General features: G+C 66.7%; 8 protein-coding genes and 1 pseudogene. 8 read left to right on the plus strand and 1 reads right to left on the minus strand.

Going from position 1 to position 8,922, the window contains the following annotated elements; genetic code table 11:
- The first annotated feature begins 17 nt into the window (after nucleotides 1–17).
- The 7 genes from VGN93_RS00535 to VGN93_RS00565 are packed head-to-tail and all read left to right on the plus strand — an operon-like array spanning nucleotide 18 to nucleotide 7,047.
- Complete coding sequence (locus tag VGN93_RS00535) at nucleotides 18–1,526, plus strand: sugar ABC transporter ATP-binding protein (RefSeq protein WP_319324810.1); 1,509 nt, start codon at nucleotides 18–20, stop codon at nucleotides 1,524–1,526.
- A complete protein-coding gene (locus VGN93_RS00540) occupies nucleotides 1,523–2,488 on the plus strand; it encodes an ABC transporter permease (RefSeq protein WP_319324811.1) in 966 nt (321 codons plus the stop codon). Before VGN93_RS00535 ends, VGN93_RS00540 begins: the two co-directional genes overlap by 4 nt.
- Nucleotides 2,485–3,426, plus strand: coding sequence for an ABC transporter permease (locus VGN93_RS00545; RefSeq protein ID WP_327505913.1), 942 nt, complete (start codon nucleotides 2,485–2,487; stop codon nucleotides 3,424–3,426). Before VGN93_RS00540 ends, VGN93_RS00545 begins: the two co-directional genes overlap by 4 nt.
- Entirely contained in the window at nucleotides 3,423–4,355 is a 933-nt protein-coding gene (locus tag VGN93_RS00550; RefSeq protein ID WP_327505914.1) for an amidohydrolase family protein, read from the plus strand. Before VGN93_RS00545 ends, VGN93_RS00550 begins: the two co-directional genes overlap by 4 nt.
- A complete protein-coding gene (locus VGN93_RS00555) occupies nucleotides 4,348–5,649 on the plus strand; it encodes an alanine racemase (RefSeq protein ID WP_327505915.1) in 1,302 nt (433 codons plus the stop codon). Before VGN93_RS00550 ends, VGN93_RS00555 begins: the two co-directional genes overlap by 8 nt.
- A gap of 27 nt (nucleotides 5,650–5,676) precedes the next feature.
- Nucleotides 5,677–6,021 (plus strand): RidA family protein, encoded by a 345-nt coding sequence (locus VGN93_RS00560; RefSeq protein WP_327505916.1) that lies wholly within the window; start codon nucleotides 5,677–5,679, stop codon nucleotides 6,019–6,021.
- 12 nt (nucleotides 6,022–6,033) lie between these two features.
- Nucleotides 6,034–7,047: a succinylglutamate desuccinylase/aspartoacylase family protein gene (locus VGN93_RS00565; RefSeq protein ID WP_327505917.1), complete on the plus strand. Its 1,014-nt coding sequence runs from the start codon at nucleotides 6,034–6,036 to the stop codon at nucleotides 7,045–7,047.
- Here VGN93_RS00565 and VGN93_RS00570 read toward each other — a convergent pair.
- A complete protein-coding gene (locus tag VGN93_RS00570) occupies nucleotides 7,037–8,224 on the minus strand; it encodes a hypothetical protein (protein WP_327505918.1) in 1,188 nt (395 codons plus the stop codon). The genes VGN93_RS00565 and VGN93_RS00570 overlap by 11 nt on opposite strands.
- Before the next feature lie 348 nt (nucleotides 8,225–8,572).
- On the opposite strand from VGN93_RS00570, the pseudogene purU reads away from it, so the two are divergent.
- Nucleotides 8,573–8,922: pseudogene (purU, locus tag VGN93_RS00575) on the plus strand (formyltetrahydrofolate deformylase); the annotation flags it as partial.

Genomic DNA, 8,922 nt, shown 5'->3' on the forward strand with positions numbered 1-8,922 from the left:
GCGTGAAGGATGCCGTGATGACGGAGCAAAAACCCCTGCTGGAAGCCCGGCAGGTGTTCAAGGGATTTTTTGGCAATCCCGTTCTGAAGGGCGTCGATATCGCCCTTCACCCCGGCAGGGTACATGCCCTGCTGGGCGAGAACGGGGCCGGAAAATCCACGCTGATCAACCTGCTTTCCGGCGCCCTCCAGCCGGATAGCGGCACGATTTCCGTCGATGGCAAGCCGGTCGGGCGTTTCAGCCCGGCCGGCGCGCGCGCGGCCGGCATCGCCGTGGTGCAGCAGGAGCTGAGCCTGACGGCGGACCTGTCGATCGCCGAAAATATCGGGCTCGGCGCCTTCCCGCGCCGGTTCGGCCTCATCGATTACCGGGCGCTTCACCGCGGTGTGCGCGAGGTCTGCGACATGGTGGGCCTCACCGAGCCGCTCGACATGCCGGTGGCGGACCTGGCGCTCGGCCGCCGCCAGATGGTGGAGATCGCCAAGGCGCTGTTCCGCAAACCGCGCGTGCTGATCCTCGACGAGCCGACGTCCTCGCTCTCTGCCCATGAGGCCGGCATTCTCGCCCGGCTGATCGGGACGCTGCGCGACCGCGGCACGGCCCTTCTCTATATTTCCCATCGCCTCAACGAGGTGCAGGCGCTCTGCTCCCATGTCACGGTGCTGAAGGATGGCGGCGTCACCGCCGACCAGTCGCTCGCCGGCATCGATGGCGAGGGGCTGGTGCGCCTGATGGTCGGCCGCGAGACCGGCGATCTCTTCCCGCCACGCCCAGCCGCCAATCCTGATGCGACGCGTATCAGCGTGGAGAATTTTTCGGCGGGCGTCGTGCGCGATATCGGTTTTTCCGCCCGCGCCGGCGAGATCGTCGGCATTGGCGGGCTCGTGGGGCAGGGGCAGGAAGACCTGCTGCTCGGCCTCTACGGCGCCATTCCCGCCAAGGCTTCCAAGGCTGACGTGTCCGGCAAAGCCGCGCTGCCCGCCCATGTCGGCGAGGCGAATGCGGCGGGCATCGTCTATGTGCCGGCGGACCGCAAGCATGAAGGGCTGGTGCTGCCCCATTCCATCGCTTCCAACCTCATCCTGCCCTCGCTCGGCCGGCTTGCCCGGGACGGTTTTCGCGATCGGGGTGCCGAGGCCGGGCTGATCGCCGATCTGGCGCGCCGGCTGACCATCAAGGGTGACGTCGACCGCGCGGTTCAGGCGCTTTCCGGCGGCAACCAGCAGAAGGTGGCGCTCGCCAAATGGCTGCCGCTCGATCCATCCGTGCTGCTGCTCAACGACCCGACGCGCGGCGTCGACATCGAGACCAAGCGCGAAATCTACCTGATGCTGCGCGCCTTCGCCGCCGAAGGCCGGCTCGTCATCCTCGCCAGTTCCGATACGCCGGAGCTCGTGCATCTTTGCGACCGCGTCGTGGTGCTGCGCGAAGGCCGCGTTGCCGCGAGCCTTTCGGGTGACGCGATCAGCGAAGAGGCGATCGTCGGCGCGGCCATGGGCATCAACACGCAGGGAGCCGCCGCATGAGCGCTGTTTTGTCCTCCAGCTGGCTCTACGGCGCCATCCAGCGCCGGCGCAATCGCGGCCTTGGCGGCCTCTATCTGGTCGTCGCGGCTTTCCTCGTTCTTTATGCGGTGCTCTTCCCGGGCATCCTTTCGGTCGGCGGCTTTTCCAAGTTCACGCAGAACTGGTTCCCGCTCGCGCTCGTCACCATGGCGCAGGCGCTGCTGATGCTGAATGGCGGCATCACGCTTGCCATCGGACCGCTGGTCAGCCTCGGCGCGGTGATCGCTGCCACGACGATGGGAACCGCCCTCGGCGTGCCGGGCGGCATTCTCGCCGTCGCCTTCGTGGGTCTCGCGATCGGCGCCGTCATCGGCGCCATCGTCGCCCATCTCCGGTTGCCGGCGATCATCGTCACGCTTGCCGGTTCCTTCATCATCACCGGCGTCGCGCTCATCCTGCTGCCGCGTCCGGGCGGCTTCATTCCGGATTGGCTGTCGACCACGCTTGCCGGCCACACGCCCGTCGCTTTCCTGCTGCTCGTCGTCATCGTCCTCGCCTGGAAGGCGTTTCTCGCGACACCGCTCGGCCTCGGCATCTATGCGGCCGGCGACAACCCGGTCGGCGCCTTCCGCTCCGGCGTGCCGGTCGAGCGGGTAAAAATCGTCGCCTTCGCCCTGTCCGGCCTGCTGGCGGCCCTCGCCGGCCTCTTCGTCGCCGCGCAGACTGGGTCGGGCGATCCGGTCATCGGTACGCCGTTCACGCTGAACTCGATTGCCGCGGCCGTGCTCGGCGGCGTCGGCTTCCTCGGCGGCAAGGGCACGATGCGCGGCGCGATCTGCGGCAGCCTGCTGCTCTCGGTGATGATCAACGTGATGTTCTTCCTCGGTTTCCCGCCGGTCGCGCAATATATAGCGCAGGGCCTGATCATCGTCGGCGCCGTCGCGGTGCCGGAGCTTCTCGCGAAGGGGAGGGCGAGGCGATGAACGTCGTAAGGTCCGTGTTCCGCAATCCGCCGTTGCTCACCTTCCTGCTGGTGGCGCTCGTCTGGCTCGTCGCGAGTTTTGCGCTGCGTGGTTTCGGCGCCTACGGCCATCTGCGCTACCTGCTGGAGCTTGCCGCCGTCATCGGCATCGCGGCCGCCGGCCAGACGCTCGTCATCCTGATGGGCGGCATCGATCTCTCGGTGGGCGCCGTCATCACCGTCACGGCTATCCTGCTGCCGCTGATCTCGCCCGCCTGGGATCCGACCGGCCTCGTCGGCATCGCGCTGGCGCTGTCGATTGCCACCGGCATCGGTTTCCTCAACGGCGCGGGTGCCGCCTATCTGCGCGTACCGCCGATCATCATGACGCTCGCGATGGCGACGTTCCTTCAGGGCCTGCTCGTCATCGTCGCCGGCGGCAGCGCCGTCACCGTCAGCAATCCGGCGGTCATCCTGCTCGGCCAGGCGCGGCCGCTCGGAATCCCCGCGGGCGTCATCCTGTGGCTGGTGGTCTCGGTCGTCGTGCTGCTGCTCATCCACCGCATGCCGATCGGTGCGCGGTTCCTGGCGCTCGGGGCCAATCCGCTGGCCGCCCGGCTTTCCGGCGTCAGCGTCACGCGCAACACGCTGATCCTTTATGCACTGTCGGGCTTCTTTGCGGGCCTTGCCGGCATTCTGGTGCTCGGCATGAACCGGCAGGGCTATGTCGGCATCGGCGATCCCTATCTGCTGACGTCGATCGCCGCCGTCGTGCTCGGCGGCACCTCCATCCTCGGCGGGCGTGGCACCTATGCCGGCACCATTCCGGGCGCCATCCTGCTCGTCACCACGACGGCGCTCATCACCGTCGTCAATGCCTCGCCCGGCTGGCGGTCGATCATGTTCGGCACGCTGATCCTGGCGCTCCTGCTCATCTCCGGCCGCGAGGCGCGGCGATGACGGCACGTTATGACGGTCCGGTGATCGACCCGCACCATCACCTCTGGGATCTCTCGCTGAAGCGCCATCCCTGGCTGGCGAAGGCCACCGGCGACCTCGCGCCGATCCTGCGCAACTATGGCATCGAGGACTACCGGGTCGATGCGGCTCGCCAGAACGTGGTCGCCACCGTGCATGTCGAAGCCGGCTGGTCCGATGCGCATCCGCTGGAGGAAAGCCGGTGGCTCGATGGCCTCGACCGCAGCACCGGCGTCGCCCATCGCTACGTCGCCCGTGTTCCTCTCGACGGCCCGGACCCGATAGGCCTGCTGGACGCCGAAGCGGCAAATCCCGACGTCGTCGGAATCCGCGATATCGTCAGCTGGCATCCGGACCCGGCAAGAAGCTTTGCGCCGCGCGCCCACCGCATGGCCGATCCTGCCTGGCGGGCGGGGCTTGCCCATCTCTCACGCCTCGGCCTCGTTTTCGACCTGATGCTCTTTCCCTGGCAGATGGAGGAGGCGCTCGACCTCGTGCGCACCTTTCCTGAAACGCCTTTCGTGCTCAACCATTGGGGCAGCCCGATCGATCGCACGGACGAGGGCATGGCGCTTTGGCGCAATGGTCTGCGGGCGCTCGGCCGGGAAGCGAATGTGCGGCTGAAAATCTCCGATCTCGTCGCCTATGACAATGACTGGACGCTCGAAAGCCTGCGCCCGGTCATCGACCATTGCCTCGATTGTTTCGGCCCGGCACGCGCGATGTTCGCCAGCGATTTCCCGGTTGCCGGGCTGCACGCCTCCTTCGACGAGGTCTACGGCGTCTTCCGCACGGTGGCCGCTTCCCTCTCGCTTGCGGAGCAGCGCGCTTTGTTCTTCGCGACCGCCAACGATACCTACCGCCTCGGGATTGCCGATCTCGCGGCGGTCAGAGGAGAAAATCATGTCTGACCTGCAAACGACCGGCCCCTTGATCGACGACCGTATCCGCGGCTTTCCGCCGGGCCACACGTCCTTGCCGCTCGATGCGATCGGCAGCCAGGGATGGAAGCCCTATGACGGGGTGATGGCATTGCCGTTGATCTCGCTCGACCGGCAGGCTTTTGCGAAAAATGTCGCGCTGATGATGGCCTATGTGAAGGACCATGCCGTCGAGATCGCGCCGCATGCCAAGACGCCGATGTCGGCTGCGATTGCCGATGCGCTCGTCGCCGCCGGCGCCTGGGGCACGACGGTTGCCGATATCCGACAGGCCGCCGTGCTGCTGAAGGCGGGCCAGCGCCGGCTGATTCTTGCCAACGAGATCGGCGGCACCGCCGCCGCGCGCCGGCTGGCGTCCCTGCTTGCCGGTTACCCCGATGCGGAGGTGCATATTTTCGTCGATTCCGTTGCCATCGTCGAAGCCCTGCGGGCGGCCTGGCAGGAACGGCAAGACCTGCCGCCGCTCGGGCTGCTGGTGGAGCTTGGTGCCGGCCGCGCCGGTGCGCGCAGCCTTGAGGCTGCGGGCGTTGTCCTCGACGCGATCCTCACGGCCGAGGCGGCGCGCTTCAGGCTGAGCGGCATTGCTGCCTATGAGGGTGCGGCCGCCACGGCGGATGCGACGGAAACCCTGCGCCGGATCGATGCGCTGATGGCGATGACGGCGGCCTTCCTGCTGCAGGTCCGCGCCCGCATCGGCCCGGAGCGCTCGCTTCTGCTGACGGCCGGTGGCTCCGTCTTCTTCGACCGGGTGGTCGCCGGGCTTAATGCAGCCGTTGCGGCCGATCCCGCCTGCCGTCTGGTGTTGCGCAGCGGGGCGATCTTCTTCCACGATCACGGCGTCTATGAGCGCGGTCTTGCCGGCCTCGATGCCCGCGGCGGTTTCCGCATCGGCGGGGAAACGACCTCGGCCGGGCAGGGTTTTCAGCCGGCGCTGCGGGTCTGGGCGGAAGTCCTCTCGCTTCCGGAGCCGGGGCTGGCGATCTGCGGCGTGGGGCTTCGCGATGTCGCGATCGACCAGGGCCTGCCGCGGCCGCTTGCGCTCTACCGCGAGGGGGCGCGGCTTGGTGATTTCACCAGTGCGGAGGTGCTGCGCCTCAACGACCAGCATGCCTTCGTCCAGCTCTCCGGCGATGATGTCCGCGTCGGCGACGTGGTCGAATTCGGCATCTCGCATCCCTGTACCTGCCTCGACCGGCACGCCATTCTCTACGGCCTCGATCCCGACCACACGGTCACGACGGCCTATCTCACCAGCTTCGGCTGATCTTCCCAAGCAGAAAGGAATTCCCCCATGATCCAACGCTACCAGAAGGGCTCGCGCATGAGCCAGGCCGTCAGCTTCGGTGGGCTCGTCTATATTGCCGGCCAGGTCGCGGAAGACCGCAAGGCCGGCATCGAGGGCCAGACGGGCGACGTGCTCGGCAAGATCGACGCCCTCCTGAAGGAAGCCGGCACGGATCGCTCGAAGCTGCTCGCCGTCAACGTCTTCCTGCCGGCGATCATCGATTTCGAGGCGATGAACGGTGTGTATGATGCCTGGATCGACCCGGAAAACCCGCCGGCGCGGGCCTGCGTCGAGGCGCGGCTGGCCGACCCGGACCTGCGCGTCGAGATGACCGCGGTCGCCGCCCTATGACGGGAGACGCAAATGCATAGCGGCATCGTCAATCCGATCGATTTTGCGCAGGATGGCCGGCAGACCGGTCATCTTGCCATTCCCTATTCGGTCGACCGTTCGCCCTATTATCAGATCCGCATCCCGATCCTGCGCCTCAAGAACGGCGCGGGGCCGAGCCTGCTGCTGATGGCGGGCAACCATGGCGACGAATATGAGGGCGAGCTCCAGCTCGGGCGGCTGATGCGTTTGCTCGATGTCGACAAGATCCGCGGTGCGATCACCATTTTGCCGATGGCCAATCTGCCGGCGGTGATGGCGGCGAAACGTTGCTCGCCTTTCGATGGCGGCAATCTCAACCGGGCCTTTCCCGGCGATCCGGCCGGCACGCCGACGGCGCGGATGGCGCATTTCCTCGAACACACGCTTTTCCCGGCGCATGACGTGGTGCTCGACCTGCATTCGGGCGGCACGTCCATGGCGCACCTGCCCTGCACGCTGATCGAGCGGCAGGCGGATGCGGCCCGTTTCGAGCGCTCGGTTTCGCTGATGCGGGCGATGGGCGCCTCGCACGCTTTCATCGCGGATAACGGGCCGACGGCACCGACCTCGATGGGGGCCGCGGGCCGGGCCGGCACGATCGGCCTCTCCGGCGAATTCGGCGGCGGCGGTACGGTGACGCCGGAGACGATGGCTTTTACGGCGGCGGCGATCGACCGGCTGCTGGTTGTCCTCGGCCTTGTCGAGGCGCCGGTTCTGTCGCGGGCGCCATTGCCGGTGCCGCAGGCGTTGCAGCTGCTTTCGCTCTCCCGCCACAGCCAGGGCATCTATGCCGGCCGGCGCGGCTGGTTCGAGCCGGCGGTGGCGCCGGGGGCCGTGGTCTCGGCGGGCGATCTGGCCGGCTGGTATCACGATCTCGAACGGCTGGAGCAGGCGGAGGAGGCGCTGCGCTTTGCCGAAGGCGGCATCGTCATTTCCCATCGCCTGCATTGCGACAGCCAGGCCGGCGATTGCCTGATCCAGGTCGCCGAGCCGATCACGGGCTGATCGCGTCGACGGCCGCCTTCACCCAGTCGAGGCGTTTTGCCGGAATGAGCCCGTAATTGTAGAAATTCACGCCGTCGGCGCCCGCGTCGACGGCGGCCCTGGCGCGTGCGGCAAGGATCGCCGGTTCGCCGACCTCGGGATAGAAGACGCGCAGGCCGAGGCCGAGGAATTTGTCCGCGCCGAGGGCGGCCCGGCCGGTGCGGATGACCTCGCCGACGGCCTCCGGCGTCATGTCGTAGCAGCAGAGGATCGCGCCGTCGCAGAGTTTGCCGACGGCTTTTAGATCGACGCCGCCGAGCCAGCCGTCCTTGAGGTCGATCAGCACGATGCGGGTTACTGGGCTTGCCGCCGCCTTGATCTCGCCGATCAGGCTCGTCACGGGCTCGCTGCGCCATTGGAGGAAGGCGTGCAGCTCCGGGTGGTCGCGGAAGGCGTCGATGCCGGACTCGGGGAAATCCGAAAATTGTTTCTCCGGCACGGCCCGCTCGCAGAGTTCGGCGATGAAGCGGGCGACCGTCTTGCGGGCCCCTTCCACTGGCACGCCCGCCTTTTCTGCGCGTGCGGTGCAGTGGTCGCAGAAGCAGAGGGAGAGCAGAAAATCATCCTCGGCATTCAGGCCGACGCCGTCCTTTTCGTGGTGATATTCGTGCGCGAAGCCCATGAAGTTCGGGCTTTCGAGCTCCAGCATGTCGGGTTTGTAATTCGTGGTGATGTCGCGCACGAGGGTGACGACATAGTCGCGCGCCGCCGGGCTCGACGGGCAGAGATTGTAAGTGTTGGCGTTGCCGAAGGCGTTTCGGGTGACGTGGTCCGGATGCAGCATGCCGAGGCGGCTGTTGTGCAGGCAGACCGTCCAGCACGAGACCTTCAGGCCGGTTTTTTCGCGCGCCGTCGTCAGCGCCGCCAGCATGTCGCCGCGTTCGGCGACGTTTTGCGCCATCAGCGGGCGGATGGCCTTGCCCTGCCAGAGCGTTTCGTCGGGGCGGAAATAGACCGTGCCGTCTTCCGGAAAATAGGCCTTCTGCGTCGGGCTGCGCGGCTGCAGGAAGCGGCCGGCATGGTAGGAGGTCGCAAGGCTCACCGTGTCGAGGCCGGCGCGGCCGGAAAGTTCGGCGGCAAACGCCTCCAGCCCCTGGTCCTGGATGTCCCAGGGGTAGGTCCACATGGAAAGATGCATGGCGGGCTCCTGTCGAATCTGTCCATTTTATAGAACATGTGTCCATAATAGTGTCCAGGCGGATTTTCGGCGGCCTTGCATTGCTGAAAGAATCGGCGGGCCGTATCCCTCATGGTGGAGCCTTTCCCGGCGTCGCAAACAGGCGAGGGCCGGTCTCTTGGCATTTTCGACGCATTGGATGTCGCGAACCGGAGGGATTCCTTGCAAGAGGCGGCGTAGCTTCTCGTCATTGCAGGGGCTTGCGCTGGCGCGAGCGGCCTGAAATATGCGCCATGCCGCAGGTGCGGCCGCATGAGAAGGGGATCGCCGATGCTTCGCCCCAGCATCGGCCGAACGCGAGATCGAACGATGAAAAGCCACGTCCTGACCGTATCCTGCCAATCGACCCGCGGCATCGTCGCCGCGATCACCGGCTACCTCGCCGAGAAGGGGTGTTACATCTCGGACTCCTCGCAGTTCGACGACCTGGTGACGGGCCTGTTCTTCATGCGCCTGACCTTCCTGTCCCAGGAAGGCGTGTCGGAGGAGGAGATCAAGTCCGGTTTCGCCGCCGTCGGCAAGAAATTCGCGATGACGTACCGCTTCAACGACAGCGACGAGCGCATGAAGGTGCTGCTCATGGTGTCGCGCTTCGGCCATTGCCTGAACGACCTGCTCTACCGCTGGAAGATCGGCGCGCTGCCGATCGACATCGTCGG

It is taken from the genome of Shinella sp. (assembly GCF_035998705.1).
Taxonomy (GTDB): Bacteria; Pseudomonadota; Alphaproteobacteria; order Rhizobiales; family Rhizobiaceae; genus Shinella.